At 50.4% G+C, this 22960-nt stretch carries 24 protein-coding genes and 2 other annotated features; all 24 genes read left to right on the forward strand.

The features are described 5' to 3' along the window. Window positions 1–197 precede the first annotated feature (197 nt). The 24 genes from KNP67_RS13540 (at window position 198) to rpoB (ending at window position 22939) form a co-directional block, all read left to right on the forward strand. The gene (locus KNP67_RS13540) at window positions 198–665 is read left to right on the forward strand and encodes a CtsR family transcriptional regulator (RefSeq protein WP_021066575.1); all 468 of its coding nucleotides are present in this window, start codon (window positions 198–200) and stop codon (window positions 663–665) included. 19 nt (window positions 666–684) lie between these two features. Next, a complete protein-coding gene (locus KNP67_RS13545) occupies window positions 685–1119 on the forward strand; it encodes a UvrB/UvrC motif-containing protein (protein WP_214756834.1) in 435 nt (144 codons plus the stop codon). Further along, window positions 1119–2162, forward strand: a complete 1044-nt coding sequence (locus KNP67_RS13550; RefSeq protein WP_021066577.1) for a protein arginine kinase — start codon at window positions 1119–1121, stop codon at window positions 2160–2162. Before KNP67_RS13545 ends, KNP67_RS13550 begins: the two co-directional genes overlap by 1 nt. Before the next feature lie 24 nt (window positions 2163–2186). Beyond that, window positions 2187–4622, forward strand: coding sequence for an ATP-dependent protease ATP-binding subunit ClpC (gene clpC / locus KNP67_RS13555; RefSeq protein WP_029594418.1), 2436 nt, complete (start codon window positions 2187–2189; stop codon window positions 4620–4622). A 54-nt stretch (window positions 4623–4676) separates the two neighbouring features. Further along, window positions 4677–6053, forward strand: coding sequence for a DNA repair protein RadA (radA, locus tag KNP67_RS13560; RefSeq protein ID WP_021066579.1), 1377 nt, complete (start codon window positions 4677–4679; stop codon window positions 6051–6053). A 115-nt stretch (window positions 6054–6168) separates the two neighbouring features. Next, window positions 6169–7233: a PIN/TRAM domain-containing protein gene (locus KNP67_RS13565; RefSeq protein ID WP_021066580.1), complete on the forward strand. Its 1065-nt coding sequence runs from the start codon at window positions 6169–6171 to the stop codon at window positions 7231–7233. 58 nt (window positions 7234–7291) lie between these two features. Next, window positions 7292–7972: a 2-C-methyl-D-erythritol 4-phosphate cytidylyltransferase gene (gene ispD, locus KNP67_RS13570; protein WP_214756835.1), complete on the forward strand. Its 681-nt coding sequence runs from the start codon at window positions 7292–7294 to the stop codon at window positions 7970–7972. Continuing rightward, window positions 7969–8442, forward strand: coding sequence for a 2-C-methyl-D-erythritol 2,4-cyclodiphosphate synthase (gene ispF / locus KNP67_RS13575; RefSeq protein WP_021066582.1), 474 nt, complete (start codon window positions 7969–7971; stop codon window positions 8440–8442). The genes ispD and ispF overlap by 4 nt, the downstream gene beginning before the upstream one ends. A gap of 45 nt (window positions 8443–8487) precedes the next feature. Continuing rightward, window positions 8488–9945 (forward strand): glutamate--tRNA ligase, encoded by a 1458-nt coding sequence (gene gltX / locus KNP67_RS13580; RefSeq protein WP_198922703.1) that lies wholly within the window; start codon window positions 8488–8490, stop codon window positions 9943–9945. Continuing rightward, window positions 9942–10145 (forward strand) — a binding site (T-box leader). It overlaps the preceding gene by 4 nt. A 49-nt stretch (window positions 10146–10194) precedes the next feature. Then, the gene (cysE, locus tag KNP67_RS13585; RefSeq protein WP_021066584.1) at window positions 10195–10884 is read left to right on the forward strand and encodes a serine O-acetyltransferase; all 690 of its coding nucleotides are present in this window, start codon (window positions 10195–10197) and stop codon (window positions 10882–10884) included. Beyond that, on the forward strand, window positions 10853–12250 hold the full coding sequence (gene cysS / locus KNP67_RS13590) for a cysteine--tRNA ligase (protein ID WP_021066585.1): 1398 nt from the start codon (window positions 10853–10855) through the stop codon (window positions 12248–12250). Before cysE ends, cysS begins: the two co-directional genes overlap by 32 nt. Then, window positions 12247–12654: a Mini-ribonuclease 3 gene (locus KNP67_RS13595; protein WP_021066586.1), complete on the forward strand. Its 408-nt coding sequence runs from the start codon at window positions 12247–12249 to the stop codon at window positions 12652–12654. The genes cysS and KNP67_RS13595 overlap by 4 nt, the downstream gene beginning before the upstream one ends. 127 nt (window positions 12655–12781) lie before the next feature. Continuing rightward, entirely contained in the window at window positions 12782–13531 is a 750-nt protein-coding gene (gene rlmB / locus KNP67_RS13600; protein ID WP_029594424.1) for a 23S rRNA (guanosine(2251)-2'-O)-methyltransferase RlmB, read from the forward strand. Then, window positions 13528–14055 (forward strand): NYN domain-containing protein, encoded by a 528-nt coding sequence (locus tag KNP67_RS13605; protein WP_029594425.1) that lies wholly within the window; start codon window positions 13528–13530, stop codon window positions 14053–14055. The genes rlmB and KNP67_RS13605 overlap by 4 nt, the downstream gene beginning before the upstream one ends. Window positions 14056–14275: 220 nt before the next feature. Further along, the gene (gene sigH, locus KNP67_RS13610) at window positions 14276–14917 is read left to right on the forward strand and encodes an RNA polymerase sporulation sigma factor SigH (protein ID WP_021066589.1); all 642 of its coding nucleotides are present in this window, start codon (window positions 14276–14278) and stop codon (window positions 14915–14917) included. Between the two features lie 128 nt (window positions 14918–15045). Continuing rightward, window positions 15046–15192 (forward strand): 50S ribosomal protein L33, encoded by a 147-nt coding sequence (gene rpmG, locus KNP67_RS13615; RefSeq protein ID WP_021066590.1) that lies wholly within the window; start codon window positions 15046–15048, stop codon window positions 15190–15192. A gap of 34 nt (window positions 15193–15226) precedes the next feature. Beyond that, window positions 15227–15397, forward strand: a complete 171-nt coding sequence (gene secE / locus KNP67_RS13620; protein ID WP_021066591.1) for a preprotein translocase subunit SecE — start codon at window positions 15227–15229, stop codon at window positions 15395–15397. Between the two features lie 17 nt (window positions 15398–15414). Further along, window positions 15415–15966, forward strand: coding sequence for a transcription termination/antitermination protein NusG (gene nusG / locus KNP67_RS13625; RefSeq protein WP_021066592.1), 552 nt, complete (start codon window positions 15415–15417; stop codon window positions 15964–15966). 147 nt (window positions 15967–16113) lie between these two features. Then, the gene (gene rplK, locus KNP67_RS13630; protein ID WP_021066593.1) at window positions 16114–16539 is read left to right on the forward strand and encodes a 50S ribosomal protein L11; all 426 of its coding nucleotides are present in this window, start codon (window positions 16114–16116) and stop codon (window positions 16537–16539) included. Between the two features lie 98 nt (window positions 16540–16637). Then, window positions 16638–17324 (forward strand): 50S ribosomal protein L1, encoded by a 687-nt coding sequence (rplA, locus tag KNP67_RS13635; RefSeq protein WP_214756836.1) that lies wholly within the window; start codon window positions 16638–16640, stop codon window positions 17322–17324. A 59-nt stretch (window positions 17325–17383) separates the two neighbouring features. Next, window positions 17384–17537: a sequence feature (ribosomal protein L10 leader region), on the forward strand. A 45-nt stretch (window positions 17538–17582) separates the two neighbouring features. After that, entirely contained in the window at window positions 17583–18089 is a 507-nt protein-coding gene (gene rplJ / locus KNP67_RS13640) for a 50S ribosomal protein L10 (protein ID WP_021066595.1), read from the forward strand. Window positions 18090–18148: 59 nt separating this feature from the next. Beyond that, window positions 18149–18514 carry a 50S ribosomal protein L7/L12 gene (rplL, locus tag KNP67_RS13645; RefSeq protein ID WP_021066596.1) on the forward strand — a complete coding sequence of 122 codons (366 nt, stop codon included), beginning with the start codon at window positions 18149–18151 and terminating at the stop codon, window positions 18512–18514. A gap of 86 nt (window positions 18515–18600) precedes the next feature. Next, the gene (locus KNP67_RS13650) at window positions 18601–19197 is read left to right on the forward strand and encodes a class I SAM-dependent methyltransferase (RefSeq protein ID WP_029594426.1); all 597 of its coding nucleotides are present in this window, start codon (window positions 18601–18603) and stop codon (window positions 19195–19197) included. Between the two features lie 193 nt (window positions 19198–19390). Beyond that, the gene (gene rpoB / locus KNP67_RS13655; RefSeq protein WP_029594427.1) at window positions 19391–22939 is read left to right on the forward strand and encodes a DNA-directed RNA polymerase subunit beta; all 3549 of its coding nucleotides are present in this window, start codon (window positions 19391–19393) and stop codon (window positions 22937–22939) included. The last annotated feature ends 21 nt before the right edge of the window (window positions 22940–22960 follow it).

Genomic DNA, 22960 nt, shown 5'->3' on the forward strand with positions numbered 1-22960 from the left:
GCCGAAAGTAGTTGGGGGTCTCCCCCTGTGAGGATAGGACGTTGCCAGGCCAACGCGAAAGACGATCGAGCATCCGCTCGGTCGTCTTTTTTCTGTTTAAAGCGGTGTCGCAGTTGCGACATCGCTTTTCGTTTGCCTTTTTTTGAATCAATGATAGAATATAGTCAAAAGTCAAAGATGGTCAGAGGGTGGTGGAGATGAGAAACATATCGGATGTAATCGAACAGTATTTAAAACAAGTGCTGAAGGAGAGCCAGGCCGAAGCAATCGAGATTAAACGGCAAGATATTGCCAAGCGTTTCGAATGTGTTCCGTCTCAAATCAACTACGTCATCAATACGCGCTTTACGGTCGAGAAGGGCTATCTTGTCGAAAGTAAGCGTGGAGGCGGGGGATATATTCGCATTCGCCGCGTGATTTTACATGAAAAGCAAGACGTGTTGGTCAGCTTGATGGATATTTTACAAGACCATCCTCGTCTTTCCGAACAGCTTGTCGAGAACATCTTGATTCGCTTATTTGAAGAAGGGATGTTGAGTGAGCGGGAAGTGCGCTTGTTGTATCATTTATTGTCTGATGAAGCGCTTGGGTTACACGCTGACGATCGTCACTTGATTCGAAGACAACAGTTACTCGCATTAATGAAGTTACTTAGTTACCATTGACCGATGGAGGCATAAAGAGATGTTATGCGAACGATGCAAACGGCGACCTGCCATCAATGAGATCCAAGTAGTCGAGAACGGGATACCGGTGACGAGACGACTATGTCGTCAATGTACAGTCGAACTGATGGCAGGTTACGTACCAGCCGTGAAACGGTGCCCGGGCTGTCAATTGACACAAACTGAATTAGCTCATCTTCGAAAAGCGGGCTGTACCACTTGTTATACCGTCTTTCGCGAAGAATTGATTAAAATCACACGTCAGTATCAACAAGGCCATGATGAACATGTAGGTTCGATGCCAGATGCGTTACGGACTCCCGACAAGCGAATCGAAGAGCGACTTGCAAAGTTAGCAGGGGAGTTGGAACGAGCCGTCGAACAAGAAGATTATGAACGCGCAGCCAGGCTGAAAAAAGAAATCAATCAATTGAAAGGGCGAGGTGAGGCGTGATGGAGTCTTATCTTAAACATCCACTTGGTCCTAAAATGAGAGAGCGAGCCAAGTTAGATGATTTGGTCATCTCGACTCGCATTCGTCTAGCGCGCAATTTAAAAGACACCGTCTTTTCTCCTGTATTATCGGAGGAAGGACAGCAACAACTTTGTGAACGGATTGAAGCGTCACTTGGAGGATTGCAAGGTTTTGAGTATTTGCATATGGGTGCTTATGATCAGGTGACCCGACAAGCGCTCGTTGAAAAGCATTTGATTAGCCCTACGATTGCCGCGAAAGAACAAAGTGCCGTCTTTTTAAGTGATGATGAGACGATCAGCGTACTCATCAATGAAGAAGACCATTTACGAATTCAAACTCTACTCCCAGGTTATCAAGTAGAAGAGGCTTTCGAACTGGCAAGACGTGTCGATGCTCTCTGTGGGGAGTCCCTTCCTTACGCATTTGATGAACAGCTAGGTTATTTGACAACATGTCCGAGTAATATCGGGACGGGTCTACGAGCCTCGGTGATGCTTCATCTACCAGGACTGACGTTGACCGGACGGATAACTCCTATTCTAAAAGAACTTCGGAAGCTCGGATATACGATTCGGGGACGTTACGGGGAAGGCAGTGATGCGGCGGGGCGACTGTTCCAATTATCGAACCAACGCACGTTAGGGAGCCATGAAACCCAACTGTTAACCGACTTCATGGAGATTACGGAACAAGTCATTCAGGCAGAGCGACAAGCCCGCGAAGAGTTATTGGCTCGCAACCAGGACGAGTTAGAAGATCAGTTTTATCGCTCGTATGGGATTTTACGTTATGCAAAACTGCTATCGTCAACAGAAGCTGTCGAACGCCTATCCGATCTTCACTTGGCGAGTGACCTGGGTATTTTATCGGATTGGAGTCCACCTCAGTTTCACGAATTGATTGTAAAGCTTCAATCAGGTTTCCTACAAAAGCATTTCGGGAAAACATTATCTACGAAAGAACGAGATCGCGAACGTGCGACGCTCGTTCGTCGAACGTTAGATCATGGGTTAGTTTGATCCAACTTTAAGGAGGTTTTGTCAATGATGTTTGGTCGATTTACAGAACGAGCTCAGCGCGTATTAGCTTTAGCACAAGAGGAAGCAGTACGGCTTGGCCATCATAATATCGGTACGGAGCACATTTTACTCGGACTTGTTCGCGAGGGAGAAGGGATTGCCGCTAAGGCACTGTTCGCTCTCGGACTTACGTCTGAAAAGATTCAGCAAGAAGTGGAGGCACTCATCGGACGAGGTTCAGAAAACGGATCGACGATTCACTATACGCCACGTGCGAAAAAAGTGATTGAGCTATCGATGGATGAAGCACGGAAACTTGGTCACTCTTATGTCGGGACTGAACACATTCTCCTCGGCGTCATTCGCGAAGGAGAAGGGGTAGCAGCTCGAGTCTTGAACAACCTTGGGATCAGCTTGACGAAGGCGCGTCAGCAAGTGCTCCAGCTCTTAGGAAACACTGAGTCGTCAGCTAATGCATCACAACCAGGTACAAGTGCTGCTACACCGACGCTTGACGGCTTAGCTCGTGACTTGACACAGCAAGCGCGAGAATCCCGTCTTGATCCCGTCATCGGTCGCTCAGGCGAAATTCAACGTGTCATCGAAGTGTTATCACGCCGGACGAAAAACAACCCGGTCCTCATCGGGGAACCAGGGGTCGGGAAGACGGCAGTCGTCGAAGGGCTCGCCCAACAGATCATCAACAATGAAGTACCGGAAACACTTCGGAATAAGCGCGTCATGGTGCTCGATATGGGTACACTCGTCGCTGGAACGAAGTACCGCGGTGAATTTGAAGATCGTTTGAAAAAAGTGATGGATGAGATTCGCCAAGCTGGGAACGTCATTCTTTTCATTGACGAGTTGCATACGTTAATTGGTGCTGGGGGTGCAGAAGGCGCCATCGATGCATCGAATATCTTGAAACCGTCACTCGCACGTGGCGAACTTCAATGTATCGGTGCGACGACACTCGATGAGTATCGTAAATATATCGAGAAGGATGCCGCGCTCGAACGTCGCTTCCAACCAATTCAAGTCAATGAACCGACGACGGATGAGGCAGAACAAATTCTCTTCGGGTTACGTGACCGTTACGAAGCGCACCATCGCGTCACAATCACAGATGAAGCGATTCATGAGGCCGTTGTTCTCTCGGACCGCTACATCTCGGACCGCTTCCTTCCAGATAAAGCGATCGACCTCGTCGATGAGGCTGCTTCGAAAGTAAGACTTCGCTCATTCACGGCACCGCCGAACTTGAAAGAACTCGAGGCTCGTCTTGAGTCGATTCGCAAAGAAAAAGATTCGGCTGTACAGAGTCAAGAGTTCGAGAAGGCTGCCTCACTACGCGATACCGAACAGAAACTTCGAGATGAACTCGAACAGCTCAAATCGGAATGGCAGAATAAGCAAGGGAACGAAAAACTCGAAGTAACGAAAGAAGACATCGCGCAAGTCGTCGCCAACTGGACAGGAGTACCTGTGACGAAGATTGCTGAAGAAGAGACAGACCGTCTCCTCAAACTCGAATCAATTCTCCACGGCCGAGTCATCGGTCAAGATGAAGCCGTTAAATCGATTTCGCGGGCGATTCGCCGAGCACGTGCTGGATTGAAAGATCCGAAACGTCCGATTGGTTCGTTCGTCTTCCTCGGACCAACTGGTGTCGGGAAAACCGAGCTGGCTCGTGCTGTAGCTGAAGCGTTGTTCGGTGACGAAGACGCCATCATCCGAATCGACATGTCGGAGTACATGGAGAAACACGCGACGAGTCGTCTCGTTGGATCGCCTCCAGGTTACGTCGGTTATGAAGAGGGCGGTCAATTGACAGAGAAAGTTCGCCGCAAACCATATTCGGTCATCTTGCTTGATGAGATTGAAAAGGCTCACCCTGAAGTGTTCAACATCTTGCTCCAAGTGCTCGATGACGGTCGCTTGACCGACTCGAAAGGGCGTACGGTCGACTTCCGGAACACGGTCATCATCATGACGTCAAACGTCGGTGCGGCAGCGCTCAAACGGAACAAGTACGTCGGGTTCACCGTTGAAGATGACGTGAAGCGTGAATATACGGAAATGAAAGATAAAGTTATGGAAGAGTTGAAGAAGGCGTTCCGTCCTGAGTTCTTGAACCGGATTGACGAAATCACCGTCTTCCACTCGCTCCAAAAAGAACACATCCAAGAAATCGTCAAACTTATGGCCGAGACACTTACAAAACGTCTCGGGGAACAAGGGATTGATTTCAGCTTGACGGAATCGGCGCTCGAGAAAATCGCCGAAGTCGGGTACGATCCGGAATACGGGGCTCGTCCACTCCGCCGTGCGCTCCAGCGTGAGGTTGAGGACCGACTCTCAGAAGCGATGCTCAGTGGCAGCATCACAAAAGGCAGCAAAGTGGCGCTCGATGTACAAGATGGCGAATTCGTCGTCCGTAATGAAGGTGTCGTTCAGTAACTACAAGGCTCCCTCTCTCGTGTGAGGGGGCTTTTTTAGACGGAAAGGAACATCATGGCAAAAATTAAAACGAAGTACGTATGTCAGTCATGCGGATACGAATCCGCAAAATGGATGGGACGTTGCCCAGGTTGTAACGAGTGGAATACGCTCGTCGAAGAATTTGTCGAAGAGAAAAAGGCGAAGCGGGGGGCCGCATTCGTCCATAGCTCCTCGAGACAGTTGAAGCCAGAACGTCTGTCGGACGTCGTGTCGCAAGAAGAGACGCGCGTCCATACGAATAGTCAAGAGTTTGACCGTGTGCTTGGGGGCGGGATTGTCCCGGGCTCGCTCGTCCTCGTCGGTGGGGACCCGGGAATCGGGAAGTCGACGATTCTGCTTCAAGTGAGTGCCCATTTGGCACATAGTGGACGGAAAGTGCTCTATATTTCCGGGGAAGAATCGCTCAAACAGACGAAACTCCGAGCCGAACGGCTCGGTCTGCCGACTGAAGACTTATATGTCCTCGCAGAGACGGACATGTTGATGATTGAACGAGTCATCGATGAAGAAGAACCGGGGTTCGTCATCATCGACTCGATTCAAACCGTTTATATGGATGAAATTCAATCAGCGCCAGGTAGTGTCGCTCAAGTCCGAGAATGTACAGCGGCGCTCATGAAAATCGCTAAAACGCGAGGAGTGGCCGTCTTTATCGTCGGTCACGTGACGAAACAAGGTTCGATTGCCGGTCCTCGTCTGCTCGAGCACATGGTGGATGCGGTCCTTTACTTCGAAGGGGAGCGTCACCATACATTCCGAATTTTACGGGCCGTCAAAAATCGGTTCGGTTCGACGAACGAGATTGGCATCTTTGAAATGAAAGAAGGCGGGCTCGAAGAAGTGCTCAATCCGTCTGAAATCTTCCTGGAAGAACGAACTGCTGGCGTCTCGGGCTCCACCGTCGTCGCATCGATGGAAGGGACGCGGACCGTGCTCGTCGAGTTACAGGCGCTCATCTCGCCGACCTCGTTCGGGAACCCGCGCCGGATGGCGACCGGGATTGACCAGAACCGGGTCGCCCTTCTCATGGCTGTGCTCGAGAAGCGTTCGGGTCTCTTGCTCCAAACGCAAGACGCTTATTTGAAGGCGGCCGGGGGCGTTAAATTGGACGAACCGGCCATCGACTTGGCCATTTGTATTTCGATCGCATCAAGCTTCCGGGACCGTCCGACCCGTCCGACGGATGTATGTATCGGCGAAGTCGGATTGACCGGTGAGGTACGGCGGGTGTCACGGATTGAGCAACGTGTCGCTGAAGCGGCCAAGCTTGGATTCACCCGGGCCATCATTCCGAAAAACAACCTCGGGGGCTGGACAGCCCCGCCTGGTATCGATGTCGTCGGTGTCAGTACTGTCGATGAAGCGCTCCAACTCGCTATCCCGTTCTGACGGGGCGCTTCCGGCAGTTTTTAACGCTTTGTAACGAACGCTTTCAAAAGAACCGTGTTACAATGAAAGTGTTAATTTCTTGAAATTTTAATTCATAATGAAGGAGGTGGAATGAGTGAAGATTGCTGTACGAATCGGATTTATATTGATCGGACTCGTCGTCGGTTGGTTTGGAATTATCGAAGCGATGTTGCTATTAGGCGACCTTGGTGTGAGTGTACCGGCTTGGTTGACGATTCCTTACGTTGCTAGTTTGATTGGTGGACTTATCTTCTTCATTCTTAGTTTGTTCTTGACCGATGGGGTCGTTAAATTTATCCGTTTTATCGAAGAACGGCTTGTCCGTTTGCCGGTCGGCGATATTTTGTTTGGCTCAATCGGATTGATTATTGGTTTGTTGATCGCCTTTTTGATCAGCGTCTCGTTAGAAGTGACGAATATCTTCTTGCTCAGCAAGATTGTACCGATTTTTGTGACCGCTCTGTTCGGTTACTTCGGCTTTGCCGTCGGTTACCGGAAGCGGAATGAATGGATTAAACTGTTCGTCAAAAGTGAACGAGAGAAGCCGGCCGCGGAACCATTGCGCCGCTCTAACGATAAAATTTTGGATACGAGCGTCATCATCGATGGTCGAATCGCTGATATCTCGAAGACCGGTTTCATCGAAGGGACACTCATCGTGCCGCAGTTCGTCATCGGTGAGCTTCAATATATTGCGGACTCGTCGGATACGCTGAAGCGTAACCGGGGCCGTCGCGGTCTTGATATTTTAAAAGAGTTACAAGACAACGACCGGATCGAAGTGGAAATCTACGATGGGGACTTTGAAGACGTCGCCGAAGTAGATATCAAATTGATCAAGTTGGCCGAATTGAAAAAAGGCATCGTCGTCACGAACGACTACAACTTGAACAAAGTGTGTGAAGTTCGGAACGTCCCAGTATTGAACATTAACGATTTGGCCAACTCGGTCAAACAGATCGTCATTCCAGGAGAAGAGATGGTCGTGACGGTCATTAAAGAAGGAAAAGAACAAAATCAAGGTGTCGCCTATCTCGAAGATGGCACGATGGTCGTCGTTGAAGGTGGGCGCAAGCTGATCTCGAAGACGTTACCTGTTGTCGTCACGAGCGTGCTTCAGACGTCGGCTGGCCGCATGATTTTTGCTCGTCCTGAATAAATAAGTGGAAAAAGAGACGCATCGGCGCTCTCTTTTTTCGCGAAAAGGGGTGAATGGAATGGTACGCTATACGGTTGTCATTCCGGCCGCAGGAAAAGGAAAGCGGATGGGAGCCGATGAGAATAAGTTGATGCTGACGCTGCAAGGAAAACCGATTATCGTGTGGACCGTGGCAGCGTTCGCGAGAGATGCATGGTGCTCGCGCATCGTGCTCGCGGTGCGTCCTGAGGAGCAAGCGTGGTTCGAGCAGCAGTTGCGTCATGTCCAAACCCCGATTACATATGTGACGGGTGGGGAAGAACGACAACAGAGCGTTCGAGCCGGATTGCAAGTCGTCAATCCCGAAGATGTCGTCTTGATTCATGACGGGGCACGGCCATTTGTGCGCCTTGACCAACTTCATGCCATCGCCGAAGCGGCCAAGACGGCAGGGGCGATTCTCGCTGTTCCGGTCAAAGATACGGTGAAACAAGTGATGGACGGACACATCACGCAGACGGTGCCGCGTGAGGCACTATGGTTGGCGCAGACGCCCCAAGCGTTTCCGGCAGGCGCCATTCAAGCCGCCCATGAGCGGGCAGAAGCTGCTCGTTTTATCGGGACGGATGATGCCAGTCTATTCGAATGGACCGGGCAACGGGTGATGATTATCCCGGGGGATTACCACAACATTAAAATGACGACCCCGGAAGATTTATTATTTGGTGAAGCGATTTTAACGAAGGAGGACTATCGATGAGAATCGGACAAGGATTTGATGTACATGCGTTCGCCGAAGGGCGTCCGCTCATTTTAGGGGGAATCGAGATTCCACACGACCGCGGCCTGCTTGGCCACTCGGATGCGGACGTCTTGTTGCATACGATTGCCGATGCAGCGCTCGGAGCGATTGCGGCGGGGGATATCGGCAAGCATTTCCCGGATACGGACCCGGAATTTAAGGACGCGGACTCGAAAGTGTTGTTGCAGCACGTCTGGCAACTCGTCAAAGCGGAAGGCTATGTGCTCGGCAACGTCGATGCGACAGTGATGGCGGAGCGGCCAAAGCTTCGCACGTACATCGACGATATGCGAGCGGTCATCGCCGAGTTGCTCGAGGCAGACATCAGCCAAGTGAACGTCAAAGCGACGACGACTGAAAAGCTAGGCTTCACCGGACGTGAAGAAGGAATTGCCGCCCAGGCGGTCATCCTGCTCAACCGCGCTTGACAAAAGTGGTATACTATTTGGGCAGAAGAGAAGAAAGGTGGAAATATTATGAGTGAAGTGCGCGTACGCTATGCGCCGAGTCCGACGGGTCACCTTCATATTGGGAACGCCCGGACCGCGCTATTTAACTATTTGTATGCTCGCCATGCCGGCGGGAAGATGATTCTCCGAATCGAGGACACGGACCAAAAGCGGAACGTGGAAAACGGTGTCGAGAGTCAGATGAAGTATTTGGAATGGCTCGGAATCGATTGGGATGAAGGTCCAGGTCGCGGCGGCGATCATGGTCCTTACTTCCAAATGGAACGACTCGACCTTTACAATAAATACGTGAACGAGTTGATGGACAACGGACTCGCCTATAAATGCTATATGACGTCTGAAGAACTCGAGGCGGAGCGTGAGGCTCAAATCGCACGCGGCGAGGCACCGCGGTATTCGGGTGCACATCGTAACTTGAGCGACGAAGAGCAAGCTGCGTTCGAAGCCGAAGGACGTAAACCGTCGATTCGGATTCGTGTACCAGAGTCGGTCACATACAAGTGGACCGATGTCGTCAAAGGCGACGTCTCGTTCGAGTCGAAAGACTTCGGAGACTGGGTCATCGTCAAACAGGACGGCATCCCGACGTATAACTTCGCTGTCGTCGTCGACGATCACTTGATGAAAATCAGCCACGTGTTGCGCGGGGATGATCATATCGCTAACACACCGAAACAGATGATGGTCTATGACGCTCTCGGTTGGGACTATCCGGCGTTTGGTCATATGACATTGATTTATAACGAGAACCATAAGAAGTTATCGAAGCGTGATGAGTCGATTATTCAGTTTATCGAACAATACGCTGATCTCGGATACCTTCCAGGGGCACTCTTTAACTTCATCTCGCTCCTCGGTTGGTCGCCGGTCGGAGAAGAGGAGATCTTCACGAAAGAAGCGTTCATCGAGATGTTTGATGCGAGTCGTTTGTCGAAGAGCCCGGCCGTCTTTGACCAACAGAAGCTTGCTTGGATCAACAGCGTCTATATGAAACAGGCTTCGCTTGACGAAGTGGTGGCACTCAGTTTACCATTCTTACAAGAAGCAGGACGTTTACCGAACGCCTTGTCGATAGAACAAGCCGATTGGGCGACAGCGTTGATCGCCCTCTATAAAGAACAAATGACACACGGTGCTGAAATCGTGACGTTGACGGACCTGTTCTTTAAAGACGAGGTCGAATACGACGAAGAGGCCAATGCGGTCCTCGCTGGAGAAACGGTACCGGCTGTCCTCGCCGAATTCAAGGCTCAACTTGAAGCAATCGAAGACTTCACACCGGAAGCCGTCAAAGCAGCGACGAAAGCGACACAAAAGGCGACTGGCCAAAAAGGAAAGAACTTGTTCATGCCGATCCGGGTCGCGACGACCGGGCAGACGCACGGACCAGAGCTTCCGAACGCCATTTCACTAATTGGCAAAGAGCGTGTCTTGGCACGTCTCACAACATTATTAGCTTAAAGGCAACGATGAGGAAAGTAAGCGGTATGACACTTAACAGAGACTAGAACCTAGGCTGGAAGTTCTAGAAGCGTCCCCCGTCGAAGTGCACCTCGGAGCCGTTCCGGCGATACGTAGTCGGGACCGCGACTCGGCGTTAACGAGACATGAGAGGGGAACTTTCCCAAACAGAGTGGAACCGCGCTTACGGCGTCTCTGTGCCTTGGCACAGGGGCGTCTTTGTTTTTGATATGGAAAAGGAGAACAATTATGGGATTTTGGAAAAGTGTGAGCGCCGATATACGAAACGTGCTCGAACTCGACCCGGCCGCAAGATCAAAAATAGAGGTCGTCTTGACCTATCCAGGGTTACACGCCCTGTGGGCACATCGAATCGCGCACGGTCTATGGACGCGCAAAGTCAAGTTAATGGCGAAGTTAATCGCGCAGACGAGCCGTTGGTTGACGGGAATTGAGATTCATCCCGGTGCGGTCATCGGTGAACGTCTCTTTATCGATCACGGGTTTGGCATCGTCATTGGTGAGACGGCGATTATCGGTAACAATGTAACGATTTATCAGGGCGTGACGCTCGGCGGAACGGGAAAAGAGAAAGGGAAACGTCACCCGACGATCGGGAATGATGTCCTCATCTCTGCCGGGGCGAAAGTGCTCGGCAATATCACGATTGGCGATTGCGTCAAAATCGGGGCGAGTTCTGTCGTTTTAAAAGACGTCCCATCCGACTCGACGGTCGTCGGGATTCCAGGCCGGGTCGTCATCCGGAACGGCGAACGGGTTAAGCAGCATGATCTCGATCACCGCTTCCCCGACCCGGACCGCGAGTGCCAAGAGCGGCTGGAACGTGCCGTCGCTCAGCTAGAAGACAAACTTGCTTCATTAGAGAAACGGATGGAGGAGAATACACATGATTCAGTTTTACAACAGCCTCACGAATAAAAAAGAGCCGTTTGTACCAATCGTACCTGGGAAAGTGTCGATGTATGTATGTGGACCGACCGTTTACAATTACATTCACGTCGGCAATGCTCGTCCAGCGATTGCCTTTGATACGGTCCGCCGCTACTTGACGTATCGAGGCTATGACGTCAAATACGTCCTCAACTTTACAGATGTCGACGATAAAATCATTCGGACCGCCAATGAGCTCGGAGAAGACGTCGGTACGTTGACGAATCGGTATATCGACGCGTATTTGGCAGACACGGGTGCTTTGAACGTATTGCCGGCGGACGTCCATCCACGTGTCACGGACACGATGGAAGAGATTATCACATTCATCCGCGAACTCGAGACGCAGGACTTTGCGTATGAAGCAGGCGGGGACGTCTATTTCCGGACGCGTAAGTTTGAGACGTATGGCAAATTGAGCCAGCAGTCGATTGAAGACTTACGCGCGGGATCACGTGTCGACGTCGGGGAAAAGAAAGAAGACCCGCTCGATTTCGTCTTGTGGAAAGCCGCGAAACCAGGTGAGCCGGCATGGGAGAGTCCATGGGGACAAGGTCGTCCAGGCTGGCACATCGAGTGTTCAGCGATGGCGAAAAAACACCTTGGCACGACGATCGACATTCACGCCGGGGGCCATGACTTGAAGTTCCCGCACCACGAGAACGAGATTGCCCAATCGGAGGCGTGCAACCATACGAAGTTCGCCAACTATTGGCTGCATAACGGATTCATCAATATCGAGAACGAGAAGATGTCCAAATCGCTCGGCAACTTCCTACTCGTCCATGAGGCGTTGAAAGAAGTCGATGCGATGGTGCTCCGCTTCTTCATGTTGTCGGTCCATTATCGCCATCCGATCAACTACAGTCGTGAGTTGATTGAACAAGCGGCGAACGGATGGGATCGCATCAAGGAAGCATACCAAAACGTCGCGTACCGCCTGTCGGTCACAGCTGGTCTTGAAGAACCGAGTGAAGCGATGGAACGCAAGCTCGCGACAATTAAAACCACGTTCATCGAAGCGATGGATGATGATATCAATACGGCGAACGCGGTGACGGTCTTATTCGACTTGGCGCGTGAAGCCAATATCTACGCAAAGGCGGACCACGTCTCGAAAACGACGTTGGAACACGTGATCGCCCTGTTCGAAGAGTTGACGGGCGTGCTCGGTTTAACGATTGCGAACGAAGTGGAACTGCTTGACGCGGAAATCGATCAATTGATTCAAGAGCGGAACACGGCCCGGGCGGAGCGAAACTTCGCGCGTGCCGATGAGATTCGTGACCTCTTGAAAGACCAGAACATTCAACTCGAAGATACGGCCCAAGGGGTGCGGTGGAAGCGGTTATGAAGCAACAGGCTCCTCAACTGAACGCTCTCGCCCTCGCCTATATGGGGGACGCCGTCTATGAGATGGCGGTACGCAAACGACTGCTCGGACAAGGGATGACGAAGCCGAACGATCTCCACCGCGGCGCCATCCGCTACGTAAATGCGGCCGCCCAGGCTGGGGTCGTGACCCACTGGCTCGAGACAGGCATCTTGAGCGAAGATGAAACGGCCGTTGTCCGCCGCGGGAAGAACGCGAAATCTGGTTCAATCCCAAAGCGGACAGATGTTCATACGTATCGCTACTCGACCGCGTTCGAAGCATTGATTGGTTACACATATCTAATGGAAAGAAGGGATCGTCTTGAAGAACTCATCGAACAAGCGTTCGCATGGCTCGAAACCGAGTCATTCGAAACGACATGACGGAGCAAGGGAGCAACGCTCATTCGATCGTCCACGCGGCGAACGGAATGACCGCCCACGTGGTGAACGGAACGACCGTCCGCAACGTCAGAAACTAGAACGGCCGGACTACCAAGAAGTCGATGTGATGGAAGAAGGAATCGACTTTTTATACGGGCGCAACCCGGTCATGGAAGCACTCCGGAGCGGGCGTGACATGAACAAGGTCTTCATTATGGAAGGCCAACAGAAAGGACCACTCGCCCAAATCATCGGGATGGCCAACGAGGCGTCGGTCCAAATCTCATTCGTCCCGAAGACGAAACTCGAGAAGATGGCCGGCAGTGAACATCACCAAGGCGTTGTCGCTGCGGTCGCCGCTTACGAATATAAGTCGGTTGAAGACATGTTCGCACTCGCTGAGTCGAAAGGGGAAACGCCGCTCTTCATCTTGCTCGATGAGCTCGAAGACCCGCACAACCTCGGTTCGATTCTTCGGACGGCGGATGCGGTCGGAGCCCACGGAATCATCATTCCGAAGCGCCGCTCGGTTGGATTGACGCAGACGGTGGCGAAAGCCTCGACGGGTGCGATTGAGTATATCCCGGTCGCACGCGTCACGAACTTGACGCGGACGCTTGAAGAGTTGAAAGAGAAAGGACTATGGGTCGTCGGGACGGACGCGAGCGAGAGCCAAGATTATCGCCGCCTCGATGGGAACATGCCGCTCGTCGTTGTCATCGGTAGTGAGGGCAAAGGGATGAGCCGCCTCGTGCGGGAGTCGTGTGACTTCCTCGTCCATATGCCGATGGTTGGTCATGTCACATCGCTGAACGCCTCGGTCGCGGCCGCGCTTCTATTGTATGAAGTGCACCGCTCACGTAACCCATTGTCATGAGTATCAAGAAACGGGAACTGCTCCTCGTGGATGGGTATAACATCATTGGCGCTTGGCCACACCTTCGCAAACTGCGCGACATCGATTTTGAGAAGGCACGTACCGACTTGATTGAAGCGATGGCCGAGTATCAGGCGGTCACAGGTCGTGAAGTGACGATTGTCTTCGATGCGCATATGCGTTATGGACGAGAGTCGAAAGCGAAACAGAGTCGGATCGCGGTCATCTACACGAAAGAGAACGAGACCGCGGACGAATGGATTGAGCGGCGGGCCCATGAACTCGTCGATGATCGTCTCGTCACGTTATTCGTCGCGACGAACGATTTCACCGAGCAATGGGTCATCTTCGGTCAAGGCGCCCTCCGCGTGCCCGCGGCCGAACTGCTCAAAGATTGGAAACAAGCGCAGCAGTTAATCGCCCAAGAGCGGTCGGCGCTTGAGCAGGACCGATCCAACCGAAAAACAATCGACCTCACGCCAGATGTGCGGGCCCGATTGGAAGAAATTCGTCGTCGTAAATGAAGCGGTGACGAAACTCACGGACGAGTTCATGAAATGGACTCGTCTTTGTTTTTAATTTGACATTTTTTTGGAAAGAAATGTTGTATACTATTACATGTATGAGTTACACGAATTGTAATTGACGGAATTTTTAGAATTTTATTTGACGGTCGTTTTAAACGGCGCCTATAATGAGAGCACAAACTTACATAAGTTCATCAATCGCCGGGGGGTAGGAAACATGAACGGATGGCCATACGAGCAGTTTGAAAACATGTCCGACGAAGAGCTCGTCTTTCTTGCGCGTAACGAAGGGGATAGCGACGCTCTTGAGTTTTTGATTGAACGTTACCGATATTTCGTTCGGGCGAAGGCGCGGTCTTACTTTTTGATTGGTGCCGACCACGAGGATATCGTCCAAGAAGGGATGATCGGTCTGTATAAAGGGGTTCGGGACTATCGGGACGAACGGCTCGCTTCGTTCAAAAGTTTTGCTGAGATGTGCATCACGCGTCAAATGATCACCGCCATTAAAACGGCGACGCGTCAAAAACATATTCCGCTCAACTCTTACGTCTCGCTCGATAAGCCGATTTTTGACGACGAGTCGGATCGGACGCTTCTTGATGTGATTTTGCCGCCGCATCCGACAGACCCGCAAGATTTGCTCGTCACGCGTGAAGAGCAACTGTTCATGGAAGAAAAGATGGAAGAGCTCCTGAGTGACTTGGAACGAAAAGTGTTACGTCTTTATTTGGACGGCCGTTCGTATCAAGAAATCTCAGACGACCTCGACCGTCACGTGAAGTCGATTGATAACGCGTTACAGCGCGTGAAGAAAAAGTTTGAGCGGCATGTCGACGTCAAAACGCTGACGAGCTAACCGATATTGACCGCAAGCCTCCTATGTGATACTTTTAAGGCAGCGCCTTGTCCGTAGACGCCATTTACAGGAGGCGTTTTTTTTTCGCTCTTTTTTAGTGGGAGAGCTGTCGAAAGGGGCGCTTATGAATGGCAAAGAAAGTAAGTCTCGCGTGTTCGGATTGCGGGTCGAACGGTTATTCGACCGTTAAGCAAGACGACGTGACGACGCGGCTCGAACTGAAAAAGTTCTGTCGTCGTTGCAATGCACATACGACACATCGAGAATCAAAGTAACGTAGATTGGCATTCAACGTAGGAGGAAGCTATCATGAACTTTTTGCGCGATGTATGGAAAGAGTTAAAGAAAACGAGTTGGCCGACTCGTAAAGAGCTCACAAAATATACCATCACGGTCATCGCGACGGTCGTCGTGGTCGGCCTGTTCGTGTTCGGCGTAGATACTGGTGTCAGTTATCTCGTCAACCTATTGATTAACTAAGGAAAGAGGTGAAAGCCGTGGAGAAACAATGGTTTGTTGTCCAGACGTATTCTGGATTTGAAAACAACGTCAAAGAAAACCTAGAACGTCGAATCGGTTCGATGAACATGGAAGATAAAATTTTCCGCGTCCTCGTTCCGACTGAAACAACGCAAGAAGAAGTCACTCTCAAGAGTGGCGAGAAGAAGATTAAAGAAAAAGAAGTGAAAAGCTTCCCAGGTTACGTCTTCGTCGAAATGATCATGACGGATGATTCATGGTATGTCGTTCGGAACACACCGAACGTCACCGGCTTCCTCGGTTCGACGGGCGGCGGCGCTAAGCCGATTCCGCTTCAACCGGACGAAGTGACGAACGTATTGTCACAGATGGGTCTCATCGAGAAGAAAGATCGTTACAACTACGAACTCGGCGACCTCGTCCGTGTCAAAGAAGGCGCATTTGAGAACTTTGAAGGTACGATTGATGAAATCGAAACCGAGAAAGAGAAGCTCAAAGTTGTCGTTGACATGTTCGGCCGTGAAACAAAAATTGAACTTGATTTCGAACAAGTTCAGAAAATTAACTAAACCCACTTGCCATTCTCGGGAACGGATGGTACAATCGGAAATGTTTGATGTTGTGCTTTATTTCGGTACAAACTCGACCTAATAGATTGAGTGGGAGGGCGCACAACGTCCAAGAAACCACATTTTAGACTTAAGGAGGTGTGTCTCGTGGCGAAAAAAGTTACTAAACTCGTTAAACTTCAAATCCCAGCTGGTAAAGCTAACCCAGCACCACCAGTAGGACCAGCACTTGGTCAAGCAGGTGTTAACATCATGGGATTCTGTAAAGAGTTCAACGCTCGTACACAAGACCAAGCCGGATTGATTATTCCTGTAGTCATTACGGTATACGAAGATCGTTCGTTTACATTCATTACGAAAACTCCACCAGCTGCAGTTCTTTTGAAGAAAGCTGCTGGTATCGAGAGCGGTTCTGGTGAACCAAACCGTAAGAAGGTAGCAACGGTTAAGCGTGATAAAGTTCGCGAAATCGCTGAACTTAAAATGCCTGACCTTAACGCGTCGTCTGTTGAAACAGCGATGCTTATGGTTGAAGGTACTGCGCGTAGTATGGGTATTGTAATCGAAGACTAATTTATTAGTCTCTGGGATTGTCGGTGAATATTATGCTCACCTTCAATCCCTTCATTATGTGGGAGGAAATTCCGCTAACCACAAGGAGGAAAAGAATCATGGGTAAAAAACACCAAGAAGCAGCTAAGCTTGTTGATCGCATGAAGTCATACGAACTCACTGAGGCCGTTGAACTCGTTCAAAAAACAGCTACTGCTAAATTCGATGAAACAATCGAAGTTGCTGTCCGTCTCGGCGTAGATCCGAAGAAAGCGGACCAACAAATCCGCGGTGCCGTCGTACTTCCACACGGTACTGGTAAAACACAAAAAGTTCTCGTCTTCGCAAAAGGCGAAAAAGTTAAAGAAGCTGAAGCGGCTGGCGCTGACTATGTCGGTGACTCTGAGTTCATCACTAAAATCCAACAAGGATGGTTAGACTTCGATGTTATCGTTGCGACACCTGACATGATGGGCGAAGTTGGTAAACTTGGTCGCGTTCTCGGACCAAAAGGCCTCATGCCTAACCCGAAAACAGGCACAGTGACGTTCGACGTGACGAAAGCAATCGCGGACATCAAAGCTGGTAAAGTAGAGTACCGCGTTGACAAAGCCGGTAACATCCACGTACCAGTTGGTAAGAAATCGTTTGAAGCAACTAAACTTACTGAGAACATCGAGACAATCATCGAGACGCTCATGAAAGTGAAGCCTGCTACTGCAAAAGGAACTTACCTTAAAAACATCGCGCTTTCTTCGACAATGGGTCCTGGGATCCGTGTCGCGACTGCCGACTTCATCAAGTAATCTACTTGAAATAAACTGTTGACAACGTGTGATACCGCTGTTAAAGTAATACACGTTCAACCGAATATGTTGGATTACCGTAGACAGAAGGTGGACATCGGTCCGTAAACCCTTCCGAGGTGTCTTTGCTCGAACTTGAGCCTGTTGTCACAGGTTTACTTTCAAACAATTACGCCCTCGTATGTCTTCATACGAGGGATTTCTTTTTGAAGAGCAGCCTCTCGTCCGGTATAAGAATTGACTAGGAGGTGCAAACACATGGCAAGCGAAAAAATCGTATCTCAGAAATCGGCACTCGTCGATGAAATCGCTGAGAAAATGCAAGCAAGCGTTGGGACAATCGTTGTTGACTACCGTGGACTTACAGTTGAAGAAGTGACTACACTCCGTAAATCACTCCGTGACGCTGGAATCGAGTTCAAAGTATACAAAAACGGTCTTCTTCGCCGCGCAGCAGTTCAGTCGAACTTCGAAGGTCTTGACGAAGTCTTCACTGGCCCTACAGCAATCGCGTTCTCGAACGAAGACGTTGTAGCTCCAGCGAAGATCTTGAACGACTTCTCGAAAGAGCACAAAGCGCTCGAATTGAAAGGCGGAATCATCGAAGGCAAAGTTTCTTCACTTGAAGAAGTTAAAGCCCTTGCAGAACTTCCATCACGCGAAGGTCTTCTCTCGATGCTTCTCAGCGTACTTCAAGCTCCAATCCGTGGGCTCGCAGTCGCAACAAACGCAATCGCAGAACAAAAAGAAGAGCAAACTGCTTAATTTTTGTCTCGTAGCGTAACAAAAACCAATCTTTACAACATCAAAGGAGGAAAACCATAATGGCTTTCAACAAAGAGCAATTCATCGAAGACCTCAAATCAATGACGGTTCTCGAACTTAACGAACTCGTAAAAACAATCGAAGAAGAATTCGGCGTATCAGCAGCAGCTCCAGTAGCAGTTGCAGGTGCAGGCGCAGCAGTAGCTGAAGAGCAAACTGAATTCGACGTAATCCTCACAAACGCTGGCGCTGGTAAAATCAACGTCATCAAAGCGGTACGTGAACTTACAGGCCTCGGTCTTAAAGAAGCGAAAGCACTCGTTGACGGAACTCCAGCTCCAGTCAAAGAAGGCGTTTCTAAAGAAGATGCAGACGCAGTCAAAGCTAAGCTTGAAGAAGCTGGCGCAACTGTCGAAGTTAAGTAATCTAACTTTTACTTCTACAACCTATAGAAGCTCGCTATGGCGAGCTTCTTTTATTTCCTTGAAGAGTGGGTTAGGAGGTTCAATGCATGGGAGATCATTACTATACGAACGACCCTAGTTCGAAAAGTGCCCCTGAGACATGGACGTTTGAGTTGCGAGGGAAGACATATCGCTTCACCTCGGACCGCGGCGTGTTCTCGAAAGGATCGGTCGATTTTGGGTCACGTCTCTTAATCGAATCATTTGAAGTGCCTGATGTTGAAGGACGCATTTTAGATGTGGGCTGCGGCTACGGTCCGATGGGGATCTCGCTTGCCGACGCCTCTGGGCGTGAAGCACTCCTCGTCGACGTGAACGAGCGAGCGCTTGCCTTGTCAGAGCAAAACGCCGCCCAAAATGGGGTGACGATTGAGACGCGACTCAGCCACGCTTATGACGGAGTCGGTGATGAACAGTTCGCCGCAATCGTGACCAATCCGCCGATTCGGGCCGGGAAGCAAGTGGTCCACACGATTTTGCGCGATGCGTATACACACCTTGTCGTAGGTGGAGCGCTCTACGTCGTTATTCAAAAGAAACAAGGAGCGCCTTCTGCCAAGAAGTTGCTTGAAGATGTGTTCGGTCAAGTCGAGACGGTTGCGAAAGAAAAGGGCTATTTCATTTTCCGGGCAATTCGCTCTTGACAAACGGTGAAGTCTTGTTGACTCGCTATAACGTATATGCTAACATTATAAAATGCCATTGGAATGGAATTCGCTTTGAACTGCCGCGTTTGCCGCTTTTTAGACGCGGAAAAGAGGCGACATTCAATGACAATGTTCGATTATTACGCCCGAAAAATTCGATAGAGAATTGGGGGTCTGAGAGGTGAATCAGTTGACTGGTCAACTTGTTCAGTACGGTCGTCACCGTCAGAGAAGAAGCTTTGCCCGTATCAGTGAGGTATTAGAGCTTCCGAATTTGATTGAAATTCAAACTGCTTCTTACGAGTGGTTCTTGCGTGAAGGATTGAAAGAGATGTTTACGGACATTTCGCCAATCTCCGACTTCACCGGAAACCTCGTGCTCGAGTTCATCGACTATTCGCTCAGTGAGCCGAAGTATTCGATCGATGAGTCGAAGGAGCGAGACGTAACTTACTCTGCGCCATTGCGCGTAAAAGTACGTTTGCAAAACAAAGAGACAGGTGAGCTCAAAGAACAAGAAGTGTTCATGGGGGATTTCCCGCTCATGACAGAATCGGGAACGTTTATCATTAACGGTGCAGAACGCGTTATCGTTTCCCAGCTCGTTCGTTCACCAAGCGTTTATTACAACGCGAAACTCGATAAAAACGGTAAGCGTGGCTTCGGAGCGACTGTTATTCCGAACCGTGGTGCATGGCTCGAACTTGAGACAGATGCCAAAGATATCGTTTACGTTCGTATTGACCGTACCCGCAAAATCCCGGTAACGGTGTTGTTGCGTGCCCTCGGTTTCGGTACGGACCAAGAGATTATCGACCTTCTCGGGGATGACGAGTATCTTCGTAACACCCTTGAAAAAGATAATACAGAATCAACAGAAAAAGCGTTAATCGAAATTTACGAGCGTCTCCGCCCTGGTGAACCACCAACGGTTGAGAACGCGAAGTCACTTCTCGTTTCTCGTTTCTTCGACCCAAAACGTTACGACCTTGCAAACGTCGGTCGCTATAAGATGAACAAAAAACTTCATCTTAAAAACCGTCTCTTCGGTCAAAAATTGGCCGAGACGCTCGTTGACCCAGAAACAGGTGAAGTCATCGCCGAAGCTGGAACTGTCCTCGATCGTCGCAACCTTGACCGCGTTCTTCCACACTTGGAGAACGGCCTTGGTTATATGGATGCTGAGCCGACAGGCGGCGTCGCTGAAGGTGAACCGTTCGGTCTTCAATCGATCAAAGTAATCTCACCAGATGACCCAGATGGAGAGCGTATCTTGAACATTATCGGTAACGGCAATATCGACCGCAGCGTGAAACACATCACACCGGCTGATATCATCGCATCGATCAACTACTTCTTTAACTTATTACACGAAGTCGGAACAACAGATGACATTGACCACTTAGGAAACCGTCGTCTTCGTTCAGTCGGAGAACTTCTCCAAAACCAATTCCGGATCGGGCTTTCTCGTATGGAACGTGTCGTTAAAGAACGGATGTCGATTCAAGATCAAAACGCGATCACACCACAGGCGTTAATCAACATTCGCCCAGTTATTGCGTCGCTTAAAGAGTTCTTCGGTAGTTCGCAGTTGTCACAGTTCATGGACCAAACAAACCCGCTCGCAGAGCTCACGCACAAGCGTCGTCTCTCTGCACTTGGACCGGGTGGTTTGACACGTGAGCGTGCCGGCTTCGAAGTTCGAGACGTTCACTATTCGCACTACGGTCGGATGTGTCCAATCGAAACGCCGGAGGGACCAAACATCGGTCTCATCAACTCGCTTTCGTCTTATGCGAAAGTAAACGAGTACGGCTTCATTGAAGCTCCGTACCGTCGAGTCGACCCTGAAACAGGTCTCGTCACGAGCGAGATTCAATATATGACGGCGGATGAAGAAGATCTCTACGTCGTCGCTCAGGCGAACATGCCGCTCACAGAAGAAGGTGGATTCGCCAACGAACAAGTCCTTTGCCGTTTCCGCGGACAAAACTTGTCAGTTGAGCCGAACCGAGTCGATTACATGGACGTCTCGCCGAAACAGGTTGTTTCTGCTGCGACGGCATGTATCCCGTTCCTTGAGAACGATGACTCGAACCGTGCCCTCATGGGAGCGAACATGCAACGTCAAGCTGTACCACTTCTTCAACCAGATTCACCGATTATCGGTACTGGGATGGAGTACGTGTCAGCGAAAGACTCTGGGGCCGCGATTATCGCGAAATTCCCAGGTGTCGTCGAGCGTGTCACAGCACGCGAAATCTTAGTCCGCCGCACGTCTGACGTGAACGGTTCTGAGGTATCAGGTGACCTTGACCGCTACAAACTTCAAAAGTATGTCCGTTCGAACCAAGGGACATGCTACAACCAGAAGCCGATCATCGCTGCTGGTGACCGTGTCGAAAAAGGAGAAATCCTTGCTGACGGACCGTCGATGGATATGGGTGAGCTCGCGCTCGGTCGTAACGTCGTCGTCGCCTTCATGACATGGGACGGTTACAACTATGAGGATGCGATCATCATGAGTGAACGCCTCGTGAAAGATGATGTGTACACGTCGATTCATATCGAAGAGTACGAATCAGAGTCACGCGACACGAAACTCGGACCTGAGGAAATCACACGTGATATTCCAAACGTCGGTGATGACGCACTTCGCAACTTGGACGACCGTGGGATTATCCGCATCGGTGCGGAAGTCAAGGATGGCGATATCCTCGTCGGTAAAGTTACGCCTAAAGGTGTGACTGAATTGACGGCGGAAGAGCGTCTCTTGCACGCAATCTTCGGTGAGAAGGCACGTGAAGTCCGTGATACGTCACTCCGTGTACCAAACGGCGGCGACGGCATCATCTTGGACGTCAAAGTGTTCGATCGTGAAAACGGTGACGAACTCTCACCAGGCGTGAACCAAATGGTTCGTGTCTACATCGTTCAAAAACGTAAGATTCACGAAGGGGATAAGATGGCGGGACGTCACGGTAACAAAGGTGTTATCTCGCGCATTCTCCCTGAAGAAGACATGCCATACATGCCGGACGGCACACCGATTGACATCATGCTTAACCCACTAGGTGTACCATCACGGATGAACATCGGTCAGGTACTCGAACTCCACCTTGGAATGGCGGCTAAAAAGCTCGGCATCAAAGTGGCGACACCTGTATTCGATGGTGCGCGTGAGGAAGACGTATGGGCAACGATTGAAGAAGCTGGAATGGACAAAGACGCCAAGACTCGTCTCTATGACGGTCGTACTGGTGAAGCGTTCGATAACCGCGTCTCGGTCGGTGTCATGTATATGATCAAACTCGCGCACATGGTTGATGATAAACTTCACGCTCGTTCGACAGGACCATACTCGCTCGTCACGCAACAACCGCTCGGTGGTAAAGCACAGTTCGGTGGACAGCGTTTCGGTGAGATGGAAGTATGGGCACTTGAAGCGTACGGCGCAGCCTACACGCTCCAAGAGATCCTTACAATCAAGTCGGATGACACGGTTGGCCGTGTGAAAGCATACGAGGCCATCGTGAAAGGTGAGAGCGTTCCGAAAGCGGGCGTTCCTGAGTCGTTCCGCGTCTTGATCAAAGAGCTCCAAGCGCTCGGTATGGAAGTCAAGATGATGTCTGCGGACGATGAAGAAGTTGAAATGAAAGATGAAGATGACGACAACATCCCGAACGCAACATCGGCGTTAGAACAAGTCGTTCAACCGACTGTTACGGAAGAGGAATAAGGCGAAAAGGGAGGTCGGCCC

The sequence above is a fragment of the Exiguobacterium sp. s157 genome (genome assembly GCF_018618205.1).
Lineage (GTDB): Bacteria > Bacillota > Bacilli > Exiguobacteriales > Exiguobacteriaceae > Exiguobacterium > Exiguobacterium chiriqhucha.

Coding starts and splice junctions, on each gene's coding strand:
- KNP67_RS13540 (WP_021066575.1), top strand. CDS start 198: ATGAGAAACATATCGGATGTAATCGAACAGTATTTAAAACAAGTGCTG.
- KNP67_RS13545 (WP_214756834.1), top strand. CDS start 685: ATGTTATGCGAACGATGCAAACGGCGACCTGCCATCAATGAGATCCAA.
- KNP67_RS13550 (WP_021066577.1), top strand. CDS start 1,119: ATGGAGTCTTATCTTAAACATCCACTTGGTCCTAAAATGAGAGAGCGA.
- clpC (WP_029594418.1), top strand. CDS start 2,187: ATGATGTTTGGTCGATTTACAGAACGAGCTCAGCGCGTATTAGCTTTA.
- radA (WP_021066579.1), top strand. CDS start 4,677: ATGGCAAAAATTAAAACGAAGTACGTATGTCAGTCATGCGGATACGAA.
- ispD (WP_214756835.1), top strand. CDS start 7,292: ATGGTACGCTATACGGTTGTCATTCCGGCCGCAGGAAAAGGAAAGCGG.
- ispF (WP_021066582.1), top strand. CDS start 7,969: ATGAGAATCGGACAAGGATTTGATGTACATGCGTTCGCCGAAGGGCGT.
- cysE (WP_021066584.1), top strand. CDS start 10,195: ATGGGATTTTGGAAAAGTGTGAGCGCCGATATACGAAACGTGCTCGAA.
- cysS (WP_021066585.1), top strand. CDS start 10,853: ATGATTCAGTTTTACAACAGCCTCACGAATAAAAAAGAGCCGTTTGTA.
- KNP67_RS13595 (WP_021066586.1), top strand. CDS start 12,247: ATGAAGCAACAGGCTCCTCAACTGAACGCTCTCGCCCTCGCCTATATG.
- rlmB (WP_029594424.1), top strand. CDS start 12,782: ATGGAAGAAGGAATCGACTTTTTATACGGGCGCAACCCGGTCATGGAA.
- KNP67_RS13605 (WP_029594425.1), top strand. CDS start 13,528: ATGAGTATCAAGAAACGGGAACTGCTCCTCGTGGATGGGTATAACATC.
- sigH (WP_021066589.1), top strand. CDS start 14,276: ATGAACGGATGGCCATACGAGCAGTTTGAAAACATGTCCGACGAAGAG.
- rpmG (WP_021066590.1), top strand. CDS start 15,046: ATGGCAAAGAAAGTAAGTCTCGCGTGTTCGGATTGCGGGTCGAACGGT.
- secE (WP_021066591.1), top strand. CDS start 15,227: ATGAACTTTTTGCGCGATGTATGGAAAGAGTTAAAGAAAACGAGTTGG.
- rplA (WP_214756836.1), top strand. CDS start 16,638: ATGGGTAAAAAACACCAAGAAGCAGCTAAGCTTGTTGATCGCATGAAG.
- rplJ (WP_021066595.1), top strand. CDS start 17,583: ATGGCAAGCGAAAAAATCGTATCTCAGAAATCGGCACTCGTCGATGAA.
- rplL (WP_021066596.1), top strand. CDS start 18,149: ATGGCTTTCAACAAAGAGCAATTCATCGAAGACCTCAAATCAATGACG.
- KNP67_RS13650 (WP_029594426.1), top strand. CDS start 18,601: ATGGGAGATCATTACTATACGAACGACCCTAGTTCGAAAAGTGCCCCT.